This window comes from Bacteroides sp. NGMCC 1.200775, from assembly GCF_040798045.1.
GTDB classification, from domain to species: domain Bacteria; phylum Bacteroidota; class Bacteroidia; order Bacteroidales; family Bacteroidaceae; genus Bacteroides; species Bacteroides hominis.
Window position 1 is genome coordinate 257,355 of record NZ_JASCQK010000002.1, and the last position, 16,740, is coordinate 274,094.

The window sequence follows — 16,740 nt, forward strand, 5'->3', positions numbered from 1 at the left end:
GGAAAGGTTTATATAAAAAGATAGCGTGAGGCTGTTAGAATTATCTGTCTTTAGAGGTTCTGGACAAACCCACCACACGAGATAAAACGACACCCCACGCCAAGCCATATATATCACTGATATATACAAGATTAGCATGAGCGTTTGTATCGTCTATCCCCGTGTGGTTCGAAATTGTCCAGATTTCTAAAAACGGGATAAAGCTAAACGCTTCCTTTAATTAATATGTCGCCAGCAGACCTTAGCCTATTGACGGGGCAAATATAACTAAAATCCAGCGTCCTACAAACGTTTTTAGGGATGTCGTGGAACAAAATTACTCATTTATTGATGCTTTACAAGTCGGCATAAAAAAAATCTACTGCAAATCTCGTTATAATTCTATCGCTTTATCTTGTTTTTAATTCAAAGTCAATGGCAATATACTTTTTATTACTACTTTTGCGTTGAATATATAAGTGAAATATGAAACAGTTTACAACTACACATAAACTATTTTTAGGAAAGTCTCAGGATTTAAGTAAAATCCCAGATAGTTCAGTCCAATTAGTCGTTACTTCTCCTCCATATCCTATGATTGAAATGTGGGATGATATAATGAGTCAACAGAATCCTCAAATAAATGAGGCATTGCAAGACTATAATGGCAATTTAGCATTTGAATTAATGCACAAAGAACTGGACTTAGTATGGAATGAAGTTAAAAGAGTGCTAATTCCCGGTGGTATTGCTTGTGTCAACATAGGAGATGCGACAAGAACTCTTAATGGAAATTTTGCCCTATACCCTAATCACGCTCGCATTCTTTCATATTTCATTTCTAATGGTTTCGTCAATTTACCTAACATTATATGGAGGAAACAGACCAATGCACCAAATAAATTTATGGGCTCTGGAATGTTGCCAGCAGGTGCATATGTTACATTAGAACACGAATGGATATTAATATTCAGAAAAGGTGATAAAAGAGAATTCAAAACACCAGAAGCAAAGCTAAAACGTAGAGAAAGCTCTTTCTTCTGGGAAGAAAGAAACATATGGTTCTCTGACGTATGGGACAATATTAAAGGAACAAAACAAAAGATGGATAAAACTGATAGTCGGGCAAGAAGTGCTGCTTTTCCTTTTGAAATACCATATAGATTGATAAACATGTATTCTTTACAAAGAGATACAGTATTAGACCCATTTATGGGTACCGGAACTACTTCTATAGCTGCAATTGCTACAGGAAGAAATAGTATTGGATATGAAATATATAAGGATTTATTAGACTTTTGCAAAGAAAATATTCTATCTTATTCTACGGATATGATAAATGAAGGAATATCAATTCGATTAAATCGTCATAAAGATTTTATTACAGAAAGAGCCATAAAATCAGAAATAAAACATTTTAATTCCAATCTCCAAATACCAGTAATGACATCACAAGAAAGAGATATAGAAATTTCTTATGTCACTAATATTTCATTAGGTAAAAATGAACTAATCAAGGCAGAATATTCAAAAATAATGCCTGTTAATCATTTTTGTGACAACAGGCATATTACTCAAGGTCAATATACCCTTTTCTAATTCAAGGTTTTACATCAACATGACATAAACTTGATTGATTGGTAGGATTTTTACTATTCCAAGAATCTAATAAACTATTTCTTCTATCGCAAGTTCCCTGTGCTCTTCTTTCTAAAGAGTTAAGCACCTCCTCTATCTCTTGCAAAGAAGCAGGGATATAATAGCCAGAATTACTACTTAAAATCAACTCTCCTTGATTAATAGCTTGACGAATTAGCTCCCTCAAATCTTCTTGATTTGGTCTCGAAGAATATCCTAAAACCGCAGCTAAATCAGCTGCATGAATTGCATTTACTTCCCCTTTTCCAAGAGCTGACATCAACTGAGAAATTTCATTTGTGGTAAAAGTGCTCATAATTTCTATTTTAAAATACTTCCTATTTCTTTTAAGATCTCCGGATTTTTTATTTCGCCCAATGTAGTTGACTTTATATTAAAAACTGGGACTTGTGTTTTTAATGTATATGACGAATTTTTTCGTTGATTGGCATTACGAGCATTGACAAGGTATTGTACACTTCCATTGAAATAAGATTCAGGCTTTATCTGAATAGCACAAACTAGCTTACCATTGTAAAAAACCTCATAATCAACAGCATACTCATAATCTATTTCACCAGAGACCTTAATAAGTTCAATATTAGGAAAATATTCTTTCAATTTTTGAACAGTATTATGTTCTCTACAAATAACACCATTCCATGTTTCACAAATAACTCTAAAACGAATACATTCACAACACTCTTCATACGTAATATCCTTTCCCAAGGCTTTCATACGTTCAAACAGTTCCCTGGCTTTTACATTAAGCTGTTCTGGGGTTCGCCCAAACTGGTAATTAAGATTTTTTAAGTTCCAAGGAATAGTATATATATAGCTCTTACCTTTTCTTGCTAAAGTATAATCATTAACTATTTCTTGTTGTTCTAAAGATAAACCTTCTATTTTAGCATCGCGTTCTTTACCACTTGTATAATAAAAAATTTCCCATTCTTCTTTCGTCTTAAATTGTTTCAATTCTATAAGAGTTGTGACATATCCAACAGACCAAGGGTCATTAAGCATTAAGTCATTCCAAGCCCCATTTGTGGATGCAAACTTCTGCAAATCGATAGTATTTACAAATTCCTCCATTTAAATCAAATATTAAATTCTATGACAATCTCAGATTTCTTTTTCTCATAATATATTATAGGAACATCAATGTGTTCAGACAATTCATTCATTGTTTTATATGTAATAGGTTTAATACTTACAAAACGAGAACCAATCATCCCATCTATACCTTGAGCTTCTTCTTCCGGAGTAGCCAATCTATATTCCACCTGCAATTCAGCAGAAACCTTCTTTAGAATAGCCTCTTGGAATTTTAAACCTGCATATGTCTTCACAACAATAAGCTCTTCAACCCATTCCCGAATCATCTTCTTATCAATCAAAACGATGCTCTTCTTTAGTTCTTCAACCATATTAAAGACTCGTTCAGTCGCCAAATCAATGGCATTTGGATATCGATTCAGATACCATGATTCCCACTCATTCATACTTCCACTTCCAAATTCTTGAATAAGCTCACTCATCTGCCCTACAATACGAGGACGAGTACCTTGAGCATTTTGATTTGCCAAGTTCATTATTTGAGTAGAATATTTAGGATATTCATATCCTTTTCCCGACAATAACTCTTGAATTTCAGTATTAGGTATTTTTATTTTCATATCTGTTGTTATTTACTCATTGATTGATAACAAAGATATGGATTTTAATTCAGAATGTGATCTTTACAAACTATTTTTTTTCAACATCTATAAAACAATCACTTTGTTTATAACTATTTCTATGAATCCATGATTACGATAATCCAGTCTTTTCAGTATAACTTTTTGGTCTTCTATTGACTACATTATACAAATTCTACTTTATTCTCTTTATTTATTACTTTGTATCACTATTATGCAAGTAGATTTGAGAGTGTTACATCCTCTCTACTTACCACCTGCATGGATTCTATCGACCGAGCATAACCACCTTATCACATAGAATTAAACAACCTCGTATTAGAGCGTTTAAGCCATTTTTATATCCTACTGAATACTTTTATTGTATCTGATAAGTTTTTGGCTATGCACGACCAACAGACCCCTCATTTAAAAGATAAGGCTTGATAATCACCCGAAGAGTAAACTTAGGAAAGTGGAATTTACACCCTTTGATGATTACCAAGCCTTATTTGAATAGGAAGAGGATTAACAGGCGGCATTGAATATTCGTCGTTCCTCCGCGATGCTCATCCTGTCTGCCGACTGCTCCAACAGCCAAGCAAGATATTGTTCTATTTTGCCTGTCAGTTCCACCGTGAGATTAGGAAGTGTCAAATGCTGTTTTCCCCACTCCAATGCGTCTTGAATCTTTTTTTGTATCTGCCCATGTAGGACACGGTCGGCTGGCTGCGGATTTGCCCGAAGTTTAAACAGGACATGCTTTACATAATAAGACAGGTTTTGGTCGGCATTTGCTATACAAATACACCACTTGGCAAAGTCTTTGGCACTCTCAAAAATACGGTAATCCACATCCCAACAGTCATTAGGCAGTTTCACCATATCCTCATAATATCCAAACCACTCTGCAACCAGCGTCCAAAATATCTGTTTACTCCAAAGCTCCTCTGCTACTATATCCCTGCCAAACAACCTATTTAGTCCTTTGGTGCTAAATGTCACCTCGTACCTCAATAAATTTCTCGGTAAGTTCTCTCTTCCATATTTGGGTAACTCACGCTTCTTCTTTGCCTCCTGTATCTTGTCATAAAACTTACAGCGTACCTCTTTATTATCCATGTATTTAGTACCACTCCATCCATTTGGTCTAAATGCTTTCATGGCGTCCAACTTCTGCATATACATAATAGGAGGCTCTGTCATGCTAAAGTTATGTGCAAACTCCACAGACTCCACCACTGCCTCATACATGGGTACGCCTAAACCCTCGCTTAACTGCATAATGACTGCCCGTACTTCCTTTAATGACAAGGTCTTTAGGTTATGCCCCCATAGACATTTAGGAAGACTGCCCTCGAATGACACATACGTTTCAGTGGCTATGACTTTACGTCCAAGCCATAACCCACTACCTCCTGTACCATCAGCAAAGTAGGACTGCACAACTATGCGTTTTAATACCGACTGCCAGTCGTACCCTGTTGGTAGGTCATATAGCATTAATTTGATTTTGTCATACATGACTATAAAATTTAGATGTATATAGAATGTTATACAAAATTGAGCTTATTAACTATTTACGAAGACGCGCAACAAATCCTAACCCCATGCTTTCAATGAATTCCTGCTTAGTTTCTTGCCTTTTAGCCATCATCCACGTTATTATTTCATCACGCTTAAATCTTAGTATTCGCCCACTTTCCGCACGATAACAAGGTATTTCTTTATGGCTTGTCAGTTTATAAATTGTATGTTTAGACTGCCCAATCAACTCACTACAAACATCAATACCAAACATCTCCGGATAATCTTCTATCCGTTTTAGCGGTCTATTGGTCTTCTGTTTTTCGTTTTTCCCCTCTGACGATACTACTCCCAGCATAGTACAAATTATTTCCCGTAGCGACCTTATTTGAGCCAAAACATAATATTCCCACTCGTTTCTTAAAAACTCCATGTCATTATACAACCATGCGCTTTCCACAGAATCACGATGATGTTCATTAATGAAACCGTACTTTGCTATTGCTTCATATAGGAAGTCCGCCACCAAACCTGTCTTTCCCTCTTTTTGCAAATAGACTTCCTCATTGTAGGTATCATCCAAATCTTGCCTACTCATACTCATCCCTCCTTGAGTTACAGACTTTACCTTTACTTCATAAGTAGGAATAAAATATCTGCTTTTCCACACAGTAACAACTGAATCAACTTCCTTTAATGCCTGCCGGAGCTTTCCTTTATCTCCATCAGTCAATCTTTTTATATAGGTGTATAACCAACTCTCACAGACTGCTGCTTCCCCTCTGAGCGACTTGTTAATCAAGTCACCCAAAGGCATATTGTAAGTGATGAACATAATTATAACATTTTTGCGACTTTATCTAAAACACTTGTAGAGAAACCTGCAAGATATGTAGCCGTTGTCGTAAGATTACTATGCCCCAGGGCTTGGCTTATTATCTCACGGGGAATATCATTGCTCTGTAAGGTCATAGCCATTGTGTGCCGTGCGGTGTAAGTAGTCAATGTCAATGAAATACCTAAAGCCTTACCCAGCTTTTTCAAATTGGCATTGATACGTTTGTATCGGCAGCGTACATGCTCGTACAATTGCTCACCATCGTACTCTTTGGTTATAATAGGAAGTAAATACTCGCCCGCTTCAGGGGTGTTTGCCTTAAACCACTCCAATTGCTCCTTTATAGCAGGAGTGACGAATATTTTTATCGGCTTTACATTTTTGGCATTTTTCGTCTTTTGTCTCTTATACACGATATGCGCTCCTGTTACCAGCATTTCAATATTGTTTATTGTTAGATTTGCCATGTCAACGAAACTCATACCAAAGCAATAGTAAGAAAAGAGGTATATCCGACGGGCACGCTCCAATACAAAATTTTGTTGAGGCGAGTTCTTTATCAACTCCAAGTCCGTTGGCAGTAAATAGCGTTTTGCCGTTTCTTCTGCCAATTTGTTTATTTCAAAACCACCTTTACCAAACGGATAGGTGTTGTTTGAGGCTGCTTTTTCTTTAATGGCTTTATTAATTACAGCACGCAATGTCTTTAAAGTGTGCATACGAGTATTTCCACAGCAACCATTCTTTTCCATAGCCATATTTAAGCGATTAATGTATTTCACGTCTATTTCTGAAAACAAACGTTCTTTTGCCTTAGAGTCATATTTGCAGAACAGGTGCAAGTCACGTTCATAAACCTTTCCATTGCCGATGTGACCTGTAGCCTTTAAATCCTCCACCTGCCTCATCCAATAATCATAGATTTTTCCCTGTCTCGAAATTCCCAAAAATTCTTCTTCAAATTGGTTTAGTGTCCAATCCACCTGTGCTTTCATAAACTTATTCACCACTTCATTTTTACGCTCCTCACAACTAATCAACCAGTTGTTATACGACTCATAGTTGGGGTTCATGCGTTTGTCCCTTTTAAATCGGTCTGCGTTCTTATCCCACTCATTTTCAAAGGCGGACAAATTTAAATAGATGTATTTTAGTTTGCCATTTTTGGTGATGCGTAAGCAAACAGGGTAACTTCCGTCTTTTCTTTTGTTGCTCGTGTGAATCACAATACGAAATTTTGCCATAATCTTCTTTTATTTTTTAAGTGAACAATATAGTTATCTACGAGTGCAACGTAAAAACTCAATCCGCGATTAAATTTTTGACGGTTAAAATTAAATATTTAGGATTTGTTAACAATGAATACACGGAAGGTTTCTTGCAATATACTCCCAACTCATATTAATAATCGGAAATGTAGTAGTAGAATAGACCTCCGTTTTGTATTTATCTTCGATTAAAGTTTTATTAAAGTTTTGGAGCAAAATAATCCTATTCCATACAAAAGTAGATAGGTTAAATACAAATGACTGAGACAAAACAAAAGTCTAAACGGATAAAGTCTTCTTTAGAAACAATCCAAAATAAGAGTAGAAATATATATAGCAACACACTAATAATGAACGCAATGTACCAATACAAGCAATTTCAGTACAACAAAAAGTATCTGATTTATTTGCAGATTAAAAATAAAGCACTACTTTTGCAACCGCAATTCGGGATGTAGCTCAGCCCGGTAGAGTACGCGTCTGGGGGGCGTGTGGTCGCAAGTTCGAATCTTGTCATCCCGACGAATTGAATGAAATAAGGAGTTAAGAATCAAACTTAACTCCTTTTCTTTTTATCTGATAGTTTGATTCCCATTTTCACCGTTACAACACCTACACTGCAAATAGAGAAAAAGCAGAACGTTGAATATTCAATGCAATTCCCCTGATTATTTCCACATATTACTCAGTATCTCAAGTTTTTTTCTATCTTTGCCCCAAATAAAACAGCATCCGGAAAATAAACGGGGTATGTCCACTATAAATGGATACTTCGCATAAAAACACAAAATAAAAATCGTCTTATTAACAAGAAAACTCAAACAAAAATGAAACGCATTGTTTTTTTAGATTATGTACGCGTATTCGCGTGCTTCCTCGTTATGATCGTACACGCCAGTGAAAATTTCTACGGTGCCGCCGGATCCACAGATATGGCCGGACCACAGTCTTATCTACCCAGTGAAGCAGACCGGCTATGGGTAGCTGTCTACGATGGCTTTTCACGCATGGCCGTGCCGCTGTTCATGATTGTCTCAGCCTTTCTTCTTGCGCCGATGAAAGAAGGACAGACCACATGGCAATTCTACCGCCAACGCTTCATCCGCATCGTACCACCATTTTTCATCTTCATGATACTATACAGTACCCTGCCAATGTTATGGGGGCAGCTAAATGAAGAAACCTCCTTAAAAGATCTGTCACGGATATTCCTGAACTTCCCGACACTGGCCGGACACCTGTGGTTCATGTACCCTCTGATCAGCCTTTACTTATTCATACCCATAATATCGCCATGGCTGAAAAAAGCCACGGCAAAAGAAGAACGTTTCTTCATCGGATTGTTCTTATTATCAACATGTATACCCTATCTAAACCGTTGGTGCGGTGAAGTATGGGGACAATGTTTTTGGAACGAATACCACATGTTGTGGTACTTCTCAGGTTACTTGGGATATCTTGTACTGGCACATTACATACATGTCCATCTCACTTGGAACCGTTCCAAACGTCTCACTGTAGGAATTATTTCAATGGTCGCCGGAGCAATATTAACCATCTACTCTTTCTATGTCCAAGCCATACCCGGAGAAATTCTCCCCACACCCGAAATAGAAATAGGATGGGCTTTCTGCACAATCAACTGTGTACTTCTCACAGCGGGTACATTCCTTCTTTTTACATGTATAAACAGTCAAAAAGCCCCACGGCTCATTACAGAAATATCGAAACTCAGCTATGGCATGTATCTTATGCACATATTCTGGCTCGGGTTATGGGCTACAGTGTTCAAACATACACTGGCACTTCCTACTGTCGCTGCCATACCATGTATCGCTGTCAGTACATTCATCTGCTGCTTCGTAACTGCAAAGATCATCTCATTCATCCCGGGCAGTAAATGGATAATAGGATAAATATCCGCTATGGGAACTGTTATAAAATGGAATATTGCAAATACCATAGGATACTGAATCAGACAACTAATAATCAGAGACATACGTTCCTCTGAATCAGATCAGATTTTTAATGTAGAAACAAATAACAGTGAGCCCCTGTCCAGTATATTCCGGACAGGGGCTCAACTCTGAATATATAAAGATAAAAAGTATAAATGCCCCTATCGTTTAACAGCCCTCAATTCGTGCTTGATATAACGACGTATCACCCGGTATCTGGGATGCAAGGCATGGAGCGGACGAACAGAATTATGACTGATCCAAAACAGCATCAGGCAAAACAGACTGATCAACGTAAGCCATCCGTACAGCTCTTTCATGGAAACCATCAGGGCCTGTTGTTGTAAGATCTCGGATAGTTGCCCTAAAGGGATGTGGCTTGCCTGTGGATGAACTGCATCCAGTGCACTGCCCAGCAACATCGTATTCTTCTTCATCACCACACTCAAGGCTCGCTCGAGAACGGCCGCACCGAGTGCTCCACCAAAACTGGCACTGACAAACGCCTGGACAGACACCGCTTCAAAAAAGTTCTGAAACGGCACACGTGAAAGTGCTGTAATAAAACAAATGGCAATGATCACATATCCGAAACTACGCAAAAAAAGAGGAAGCATCAAAACCTCCTTGGACAAGCCGTAGTCGATAGTAAAATAAAACATCATCAAATAACCGGTGATAGCAAGAAATGCAATGACGGTCATCGTCCGATAACACCATTTACGGCGGGAAAAGGTATAAAACGTAAAAACACTGCCTACAACCGTTCCCAATAATAACATCCAATTGAGCGAAATCACATTCAAAGAATCATAACCAAGCACAGCTTCCATATAGATATGTTCAAACAAATGCGAAGGTGCCAATAAGATATCGACGACAATGTAAAGCAGAAATGTGAGATAAACCGCTTTAAACCGCCAGGTAGCCAACGCAATGAACGGGTGACGAATGAAAGAAGCCCGCCACAGGTTCAATAACAGGACTGTTATTCCTCCCACGGTTGCCACCCGAATGTAGACTGACTCATACCAATCGTAATGTTCGCCATACACACAGACAAAGATTATGCATAAAATCACAATCCCCCACATCAAAGCGCCCAGCCAGTCAATGCCGAAGAGTGGTAACTTTGGCATCGAACGGTAATTGCGGAACAGAATCATAGTCGCTATCATCACAAGCAGCAATAAAGCAATAATCAACCAATGCATATATTCCCATTTAATCCAGAAAGCAGTATAAACGGTTATCAGTCCTGACAGTTGAAGACAGCCCTGCACCAACAGATAGATATAACAGAAGAAGACAGAAAGATCTCTCTGAGGGGTAAGCCAAAGCTGGATGGTAGAGTTACATTCAAAGGTAGCCCACATCCTGAAAATTCCACCAAAGAAACAAACCGTCACCAATAGCGGCACACTGCGGGTATACATACATATCAGATTACACAAAATAATGGCAATACCACATGTCAGGAAAGTGGTTTTCGAAGGAAAACGGAACTTCAGACGGAACATAATGGCAAACGTCAGCGACATCCCTACCAGAGAAGCATAACCCGCCATCATAATATCTTCCTGCATCAATGCCGTCGAGCCGACCATCTCACTGACTGCGGCCAGATAGACACCTCCGGAGAACTGGAAGATGATAACAAAGAGGATTACAATCCACGGCCTCAGCTTCTCCGGTACAAAATCACGCATTGCCGGAATGGCAAAAGGAGTTATTTCATGCATACTTTAATAGTTTACCACACATTCCACATTCATTCCGGCACGCAGACGCTTCATGTCTTCGGGTTTGTTTCCGTCCGAAAACTCGATACGTACGGGAATACGCTGCTCTACCTTCACAAAATTGCCTGCAGAATTATCCTGCGGAAGAAGAGAGAAACTTGCCCCCGTTGCCTGCGAAACAGATTTTACCACCCCTTTAAACACTACTCCGGGAATAGCATCTACTTCAATATCGACCGGATAACCTTCACCAATATGGGTTGTTTGGGTTTCCTTATAATTAGCAACCACCCATTTATCGTTTTCGTCTACCAGATTGACCAATGTTTGTCCGGGCTGTACCAATACACCTTCCTGGATCTCTTTTCGTCCGGTAGTTCCGTCGCAAGGAGCCGTAATCACTGTATACGAAAGGTTTAACCTGGCTATTTCCAGAGCTGCTTCTGCCAGTTTTATACCGGCTTCGGTCTGTTCCAAGCGTTCCGTCTGCTCCTGCTTGACGAGTGCTGTCGACTTTTTCTGACGAAGTAACAGTTCGTAACGTGCTTTCGATGCTTCAAAATTTGTTTTCACCGCATCGTATTGCTGACGGGTAACGGCATCCCGTTCCAACAAGTTCTGATAACGTTTATATTCGCGTCCGGCATTATCCATACGTATTTTAGCCTCCTGAATGCTGGCATCGGATACGGAAATATTGTTCTGAATGGTATGGATGGACGAAGTCATCACGGTCTTACCCGATAAGGCATTCTGATAATCAGCCTCTGCCTGTGCCAGTCTGAAACGGAACTCGGCATCTTCTATCAAGGCCAGTGTATCACCTTTATGCACCGTCTGATACTCCGTAAAATAGATTTTCCTGATGAAACCCTGTACCCGGCAGTTGACGGGTACGATGTGTTGACGCACCTGCGCATTGTCCGTAAACTCCACATTTCCCCAATGGATAAAACGGGAGCAGACCCAACCGAGGGCCAGAAGCAACACGATAATAACAGAGATATTAAACGCCAGTTTTTTAGTTTTCTTATTCATAACGATTGATTTTAGATAGTTCCAGAGATATACAGAAGTTTATAATAATTAAATACAATATTGATCTGTGCATTTACCAGTTGCACCTCGGCAGCAAGTTTTGAGTTACTGGCATCCAGCATATCGGTGATCAGTGCCATATCATTTTTATAGCGGTCACGGATAACGGCATAGTTCAGATTGGCGAGTTCCACACTTTTCCGCTGGGTATTCAGTTCCACATAAGTTTCCAGATATTTCACCTGTCCTGCATTGACGGCCAGTTCGGTTTGCTCTTTGGCATCTTCATACTGCTCTGTACTCCGCCGGATGGCAAACTTATCCCTGGCAACGGCCTTGTCAGCCTTAAACAGAGAAGAGAAATTATACTTCAACCCCACTCCTACATACCAATAGTTAAGGTTCTTATTGATGGGAGGAACTTCGATGGTAATAGGTCCATCCAGTTTGCTACCGGCAAACAGAGCCACCTTCGGGATCCGCTCCGATCGGGTAATCTTCTGCTGATGTCTGCTCATTTGGACTGCAAGCGACATCTGTTTCAATACGGGAGAGTTCGCGTAAGCGGCAGTAGTCCAGTTCTCTTTAGCTTCAACAGGCAGAGCTTTCGAAAGAATGGTAGTGTCCGGCTGTATACTGACATTTTCCGGCAGCCCCAGGCTGGTGGTCAAATTGTTATTCAGGATGGAGATTGTATTTTCAATCTGTGTACGGGTCAATTCCAGATTGGCCAACAACAACTCGTATCGGGTGATGTCGTTTTTCAGAACGACTCCTTCAGCCTCCTTCGCGTGGAGTTCCCCGATAACCTGTTTAGTCTGTTCAATATTCTTCTCATATACCTGTAACATGTTCTGTTGTTTGAACAGGTCCAGATAATACCCAATCAGCAGAAAGCGCACCTTATCGCGGCTTGTATCCAGATTCAGACGGGCCATCTCTTCCTGCAAACGGGCAATGGCAATACTATTCGTGATGGCTCCTCCCGCATATACCACTTGCGTGGCTTCTATTGCAAAATTATTGCCATAATGCGGCATTGACGCATTGGACCCATTCGAAAAATTACGGTCTGTCAGCAATGCATCTCCCAGATAGCTGAATGACAAAGAGGCCTCAATCTCGGGCAGACGGGCATTTTTAGCAACCCTCACGCCTTCGTGTGCTTCACTGATACCGGTTGCGCACGGACGCAACGATTTACTGTTCTGGTCGGCAAGCGAAAACATCTCTTCAATGGACATGGTTTGTCGTGCCGCTTCCTGAGCATACACGCTCAAGGGACATAATGACGCATAGAGCATCATTATGAACAAAGTGAATTTGTTCATACGTTGTTACTTATGAATTTTAAGAAATAATAAAATGTAAAGAGGAAAAATCAGGTAAAGGGACTTACCTAATCCGAATTTTCTCTTCCCCACTGATGGAAGAGTGCAAGTTTGGTTAGTATACCTTGAAAGGACTCAAAACGGGGCTTTCTGTGTTTCTGTTTCATTCGTCTCGTGGAACTTTATGCTCCATCCGGGGGACAAAGTTACAAAAAAACAAGATTCAGGTGGCAACGGAAGAGGTTATTTTTTTCATACAGCCTCTCCGAAAACCAAGAGAGGGAGCCAGGCACGCAGCCAAACTCCCTCTCTTTATTCAGATTAATGTCTTATTTCTTATAGACTTTCAGATTCGTAATCTTGCTATCAAACTTCCCGGCTTTCTCTAATGGGAAAACCAAAGTACGGACATAATTCATAGAATCCTTTCCGGCATTATAGTAAAGTTTCTGAGTATTCATTTCCTCTACCACCTGACCGTTGATAAGTAAACGGGTCGACTTATTATCACCACTGATACCGATGGTTGCTTTCTCACCTTTGTGGATACGGTGACTAAATGTATTCAAATAACCGTCGCGGGCAAAACCTAACATACCACGAATCGGATCGGAGAGATAGAATACGGCATCGGGCGAACGGAACAGTTCTGTACCCTTTGCTTCGTCGGCTCCGTCAATATCGAATGTCACCAGATAGTCGTATCCGATTTCGCGATGGGGTGTCTTGCTGCCCGGGGCAACAGAGGCCTGCTCGTATACCAACCCCGGTGCTGTACCGATACGCCCGAGTTGGTTCACACCCGGAGCCTCACTGATGGCATTACGTTGTTTGTCGAAGTCGGCATAAGGAACAGACGTATCTTTTCCTGTCCACATCTTCACAGCCAAAGTCTGCAAAGCCGGATAAACGCGGTGGTGAATATCTTTTGTCGAGATACCGTTGCCTACATGGTCGTTCCATACGGCAAACATACCACCCAGGACAGAAGGATCTTTCTCCGGGAAAACTGCTTTGCCGATGTGTACAGGAGTCCAGTTCTCATACAGATACTTCGTGTTCAGGTAGTCATAATAGTATCCGGCAGCCGGAACGATGTATACCAGTCCATCAGGAATACTGATCAACTTATATCCCTGTTCGATCATATCTTTCGGATTGGCATAGCCATTGTACCAGGCACTCATGATCACATTCTCCGATTTCACCGGTGTATCACCTTTGGCATGTGTCAGCGCTCCCCATACGCAAGCCTGCTTGCCAAAACTCTCTACATAACGGATATAGTGGTCGGTGAAAGCACGGAACTTCTCTACCACATCTTTCTTTTTATTAGAATATTCGTCAGTACCGATATGCACTTTCTTTCCACGGAATACCGGTTCGTCTCCTTCCAGATACTCCTTAAAGAGACCATCCATAAACTTATAAGTTTCAGGATTGAACAAGTCGAGGTGATCCATGCCATATTCTTTGCTGCCGATCTCCGGTTTATAATGTGTAAAGGCAAGAGTATGTGCCGGAGCATCGATCTCGGGAATGATCTCTACATAAAGATTCTCGGCCAGCTTTTGCAAGTCGATAAATTCACGTTTAGTGTAATATCCGTCTTCGGCAGTCAGTCCGGGATACGTATCCGACTCCAGACGGAACGCAGCATAAGTCTTCGACCAATCATGTTCAAAGTACTGTTTAAAGCCATTATCATTCAGGTGAATCTGCAAAGTATTCATCTTGTAATAAGCCATGATCTTCACATAGTCCTGAAGGAAAGCAAGAGGAATAAACTTACGTCCGCAGTCTATCATGAAGCCACGCACGGCGTAGTCGGGAAAATCGCGCAAAGTTCCTTTCGGGAACTGGTGGTTTTCACTTTGTTCCGCAATCTGGAGCAAAGTACGGGTTCCCCAATATACGCCTATACTTTCGGGAGCAGTCAGCAAGATACGGTCGGTTACTTTTACCGTATAACCTTCTTTACCCAACTTTTTATCTGCGCGGATAGCAAGGATCACATCGCCGGCTCCGCCTTTGCCCTGTACCACTTCGGGTTTATAGCCGAACATTGTTTCACAATCATCGGCCAGCATACGGGCTATGCGCAACAGTTCCGGCTGATTGGCGGGACAGACAATCTTTGTAGCTTCGGTAGGCACAAACGCTCCTTCGGCACCTTTCCACTCTTTCAGTTCGGGAATCACAAAAGGTTTGGGATTAACAACTGCACTGATGCCGGGACAAACCAGGCATAGTGCCACAAGAATCATAAAGAATCGGTTAACAAGTTTCATATCGTGTCGTTATAAAAGGGTTAATTCAACCGGACATCCGATTGCGGAACCAAAAGTAATGTAAATCTATCGATTGTACAACATTCTGTTCAAAATAAAAGAAAGTTGGCACCCCGGCAGACAAAATTACATATCCGCTGAAGTGCCAACGCGGGGTCTTTGTTTCCGCTGAAACGGTGACCTCATCACAAACAAAACAAACATCAAGCTGATGGCAAACACCAACTTGCTACAGAAGTCCTTTTCAGGGAACCTCACGGTCTCTCATCCGTAGATCTTAAATAAGTTTACCGGACAAATCGGGGAGAGTAAACCAGAAAGTCGATCCTTCTCCTACCTTTGAATCTACCCCAATTGTTCCGTGCAATCGGTCGACAATGATTTTGCAAAGGGGCAATCCGAGTCCCAGCCCCTGCACAAAGTCGTCAAGTTTCACAAAACGTTCAAATATAAGTTCCTTTTTCTCTTCGGGAATACCACATCCGGTATCCGTCACGTAAAACCAGATCCGGCCTTCCTCTTTCTTCCGATAACCTAAACGGACCGTTCCTTTCAACGTGAACTTTATGGCGTTACACAGCAAATGCTCCAATATCTGTATCAACCGGCCCCGGTCTGTGTAAATATGCGCCCCAAGTTGCTCTCCGTCCCAAGCCAGGACGAGGCTACGTGATTCCGCCTTGGGCCTGTATATCTGTTCAATCTCCTCCATCAACGGGTCAAGGAGAACATCCGAACCGGCCATATCCATCACACCCGACTCAATGTTAGAGAGGTCGATCACATCGTTCATCAGCCGCAAAAGATGTTCCGTATTGCTTTGTATCAAGCCGATATATTCCTGCTGCTCCTTCTCATCGTCCACAATGGAAAGAAGGGATGCAAAACCGACAATCGCATTCAAGGGGGTACGTATCTCGTGGTTCATGTTGGCAATCAATGCCGACTTCAGCAGGTTTGCTTCTTCCGCCCTTTCCTTGGCGGCTGTCAGCTCTTCTTCCAAGGCCTTCCGTTTGGAAATCGACATCAGCGAACCTTCTACCGTCAACAACTTGCCATTCCCGTCGTACTTACCGGGGATGGCATGCATCTCCAACCACTCCAACACCAGTCCTTCTTTCTTTTTGGCCCAGAAACGAAGTTCGATAACTACTTTCTTGACTTTGCCATTCAGCAATTCGCGACAGGCCCTGACCACACGGAAGCGATCTTCCTTGTATATGCCCTCGTAAACACGCGTAATAGAAACCGGGAACAAGTCATTATGAATAATCTCCCACCCTTCGGGATCGTCCGACGGACGGGCATCAAACCAGACCATACGTTCCGCCAGTTCCCATTTCCATGGGAAAACCTCTGCAACCCCAAGTGTCATCAGCAGCTTGCGGTTCACTTCATTCAGCATCTGCTGAGTCCGCAACAGTTCGGTTTGTTCTTTTTGTTTCATCTAT

General features: G+C 41.0%; 13 protein-coding genes and 1 tRNA gene. 3 read left to right on the forward strand and 11 right to left on the reverse strand.

The genetic code is table 11. The annotated features are described in order from the left end of the window. The first annotated feature begins 465 nt into the window (after positions 1-465). The gene (locus tag QK890_RS07495) at positions 466-1,578 is read left to right on the forward strand and encodes a site-specific DNA-methyltransferase (RefSeq protein WP_367627287.1); all 1,113 of its coding nucleotides are present in this window, start codon (positions 466-468) and stop codon (positions 1,576-1,578) included. 1 nt (position 1,579) lies between these two features. Here QK890_RS07495 and QK890_RS07500 read toward each other — a convergent pair whose 3' ends face one another. The 6 genes from QK890_RS07500 to QK890_RS07525 all read right to left on the reverse strand — a co-directional run bounded on the left by QK890_RS07500 (position 1,580) and on the right by QK890_RS07525 (position 6,905). Beyond that, positions 1,580-1,933 (reverse strand): hypothetical protein, encoded by a 354-nt coding sequence (locus QK890_RS07500; RefSeq protein WP_055288482.1) that lies wholly within the window; start codon positions 1,931-1,933, stop codon positions 1,580-1,582. Positions 1,934-1,938: 5 nt separating this feature from the next. Then, complete coding sequence (locus QK890_RS07505; protein WP_055288483.1) at positions 1,939-2,712, reverse strand: MjaI family restriction endonuclease; 774 nt, start codon at positions 2,710-2,712, stop codon at positions 1,939-1,941. A 5-nt stretch (positions 2,713-2,717) separates the two neighbouring features. After that, complete coding sequence (locus tag QK890_RS07510; protein ID WP_367627288.1) at positions 2,718-3,296, reverse strand: MjaI family restriction endonuclease; 579 nt, start codon at positions 3,294-3,296, stop codon at positions 2,718-2,720. Positions 3,297-3,824: 528 nt separating this feature from the next. After that, entirely contained in the window at positions 3,825-4,820 is a 996-nt protein-coding gene (locus QK890_RS07515; RefSeq protein WP_053873551.1) for a phage/plasmid replication protein, read from the reverse strand. Positions 4,821-4,872: 52 nt separating this feature from the next. Next, on the reverse strand, positions 4,873-5,658 hold the full coding sequence (locus tag QK890_RS07520; RefSeq protein WP_055288485.1) for an AlpA family transcriptional regulator: 786 nt from the start codon (positions 5,656-5,658) through the stop codon (positions 4,873-4,875). Positions 5,659-5,660: 2 nt separating this feature from the next. Next, the gene (locus QK890_RS07525) at positions 5,661-6,905 is read right to left on the reverse strand and encodes a site-specific integrase (protein WP_055288486.1); all 1,245 of its coding nucleotides are present in this window, start codon (positions 6,903-6,905) and stop codon (positions 5,661-5,663) included. Between the two features lie 472 nt (positions 6,906-7,377). Here QK890_RS07525 and QK890_RS07530 point away from each other — a divergent pair. Then, positions 7,378-7,451 (forward strand) — tRNA-Pro (locus QK890_RS07530). 305 nt (positions 7,452-7,756) lie between these two features. Continuing rightward, positions 7,757-8,845: an acyltransferase gene (locus QK890_RS07535; protein WP_005775445.1), complete on the forward strand. Its 1,089-nt coding sequence runs from the start codon at positions 7,757-7,759 to the stop codon at positions 8,843-8,845. A 203-nt stretch (positions 8,846-9,048) separates the two neighbouring features. Here QK890_RS07535 and QK890_RS07540 read toward each other — a convergent pair whose 3' ends face one another. From QK890_RS07540 to QK890_RS07560, 5 genes are all read right to left on the reverse strand, one after another. Beyond that, positions 9,049-10,629, reverse strand: a complete 1,581-nt coding sequence (locus QK890_RS07540) for a hypothetical protein (protein ID WP_220576069.1) — start codon at positions 10,627-10,629, stop codon at positions 9,049-9,051. Positions 10,630-10,632: 3 nt separating this feature from the next. After that, entirely contained in the window at positions 10,633-11,667 is a 1,035-nt protein-coding gene (locus tag QK890_RS07545; protein ID WP_005810496.1) for an HlyD family secretion protein, read from the reverse strand. 11 nt (positions 11,668-11,678) lie between these two features. Then, positions 11,679-12,998, reverse strand: a complete 1,320-nt coding sequence (locus QK890_RS07550) for a TolC family protein (protein WP_022011420.1) — start codon at positions 12,996-12,998, stop codon at positions 11,679-11,681. 329 nt (positions 12,999-13,327) lie between these two features. After that, positions 13,328-15,289: a family 20 glycosylhydrolase gene (locus QK890_RS07555; protein ID WP_005810500.1), complete on the reverse strand. Its 1,962-nt coding sequence runs from the start codon at positions 15,287-15,289 to the stop codon at positions 13,328-13,330. A 277-nt stretch (positions 15,290-15,566) separates the two neighbouring features. Further along, a complete protein-coding gene (locus QK890_RS07560; protein ID WP_032542448.1) occupies positions 15,567-16,736 on the reverse strand; it encodes a HAMP domain-containing sensor histidine kinase in 1,170 nt (389 codons plus the stop codon). Positions 16,737-16,740: the final 4 nt, after the last annotated feature.

Coding starts and splice junctions, on each gene's coding strand:
- QK890_RS07495 (WP_367627287.1), top strand. CDS start 466: ATGAAACAGTTTACAACTACACATAAACTATTTTTAGGAAAGTCTCAG.
- QK890_RS07500 (WP_055288482.1), bottom strand. CDS start 1,933: ATGAGCACTTTTACCACAAATGAAATTTCTCAGTTGATGTCAGCTCTT.
- QK890_RS07505 (WP_055288483.1), bottom strand. CDS start 2,712: ATGGAGGAATTTGTAAATACTATCGATTTGCAGAAGTTTGCATCCACA.
- QK890_RS07510 (WP_367627288.1), bottom strand. CDS start 3,296: ATGAAAATAAAAATACCTAATACTGAAATTCAAGAGTTATTGTCGGGA.
- QK890_RS07515 (WP_053873551.1), bottom strand. CDS start 4,820: ATGTATGACAAAATCAAATTAATGCTATATGACCTACCAACAGGGTAC.
- QK890_RS07520 (WP_055288485.1), bottom strand. CDS start 5,658: ATGTTCATCACTTACAATATGCCTTTGGGTGACTTGATTAACAAGTCG.
- QK890_RS07525 (WP_055288486.1), bottom strand. CDS start 6,905: ATGGCAAAATTTCGTATTGTGATTCACACGAGCAACAAAAGAAAAGAC.
- QK890_RS07535 (WP_005775445.1), top strand. CDS start 7,757: ATGAAACGCATTGTTTTTTTAGATTATGTACGCGTATTCGCGTGCTTC.
- QK890_RS07540 (WP_220576069.1), bottom strand. CDS start 10,629: ATGCATGAAATAACTCCTTTTGCCATTCCGGCAATGCGTGATTTTGTA.
- QK890_RS07545 (WP_005810496.1), bottom strand. CDS start 11,667: ATGAATAAGAAAACTAAAAAACTGGCGTTTAATATCTCTGTTATTATC.
- QK890_RS07550 (WP_022011420.1), bottom strand. CDS start 12,998: ATGAACAAATTCACTTTGTTCATAATGATGCTCTATGCGTCATTATGT.
- QK890_RS07555 (WP_005810500.1), bottom strand. CDS start 15,289: ATGAAACTTGTTAACCGATTCTTTATGATTCTTGTGGCACTATGCCTG.
- QK890_RS07560 (WP_032542448.1), bottom strand. CDS start 16,736: ATGAAACAAAAAGAACAAACCGAACTGTTGCGGACTCAGCAGATGCTG.